This is a genomic window from Segeticoccus rhizosphaerae (assembly GCF_009192725.1).
Taxonomy (GTDB): domain Bacteria; phylum Actinomycetota; class Actinomycetes; order Actinomycetales; family Dermatophilaceae; genus Segeticoccus; species Segeticoccus rhizosphaerae.
In genome coordinates this window covers 1-984 of sequence record NZ_VOHR01000613.1, presented here as the reverse complement: position 1 = coordinate 984, position 984 = coordinate 1, and the positions used below count along the sequence as shown (strand labels likewise).

1 protein-coding gene is annotated in these 984 nt (G+C 74.5%); it reads right to left on the bottom strand.

The features are described 5' to 3' along the window. A partial coding sequence (locus tag FRW57_RS22060) for an isochorismate synthase (protein WP_238999546.1) occupies window positions 1-967 on the bottom strand: 967 nt, incomplete at its 3' end. Window positions 968-984 lie beyond the last annotated feature (17 nt).

Sequence of the window (984 nt, the reverse complement as noted above, 5' to 3'; positions counted from 1 at the left end):
ACACCGCGGCCGACGGGTGCAGCGAGGCGGCCAGCCCCAGCGAGGTCGCGGCGCCCGACAGCACCCCGGCGACGTCCGTGGCCAGGTGCATGACGTTGGGCAGGTGCAGCACGAACGGCGACTCCGGCACGTTCATCGACGAGCAGTGCGGCCGCAGCGCGTCGGCGACGGAGCGCACGGCATACTCGTGCTCCTCGAGGTCCTTGGACGACCGGGCCAGCGACGCCGCGAGAGCGAGGTCGTGGCTGTCGTCGCCGGTGCGGCGGATGGTGCCGGCGAGGACGCGGGAGGTGACCAGGCCCTTCTCCAGCCGCACCAGCAGCTCCGGGGTCGCCCCGACCAGGCCGTCGGCCGCGAAGACCCACGTGTTGGTGTAGGACGCCGACAGCCGGCCCAGCAGCCAGCGGACGTCCACCGGCCCGTCGGTGCTCACCTCGAGGTCACGCGCGAGGACGACCTTGTCCATCCCGCCCAGGGTGATCCGCCCGACCGCCTCGGCTACCGCGCCGGACCACTGCGCCCCGGTCAGGGCGCCGTCGGCAAAGGCGACCGACTCCGGGGCGCGCGGCGCCTCGGCAGGACGCACGGCGGGTGCCCCGGGCAGCTGTGAGCCGAGCCCCACGGTGGTCAGCCAGCACCGCTCGCCGCGTCGACCGACCAACACCTCGGGTATGACGAGTGCCGCCCCACTCGGGGAGTCGTCGGCGAAGCAGAAGGACCCGAACGCGACCGGGCCGGTGCCCGGCAGACCGACCTCGTCACGCACCACGGCGTGTCCGACGACCTCCCGCCACCAGTGCTCTGCGGCAGCGAACCGCTCAGGGCCGGAGGTCTCGAAGGTGAGCGCTCTGCCCCAGCCGACCAGACCGTCGTCGCCGCGCAGCCAGGACGCCAGCTCGTCCGGGGGCCGATCCGGCAGCAGGGCCAGCAACGGGCCCGGGTCGGCGAGATCGACGGTGCGCGCCACCAGCGGCGCGGATGCGG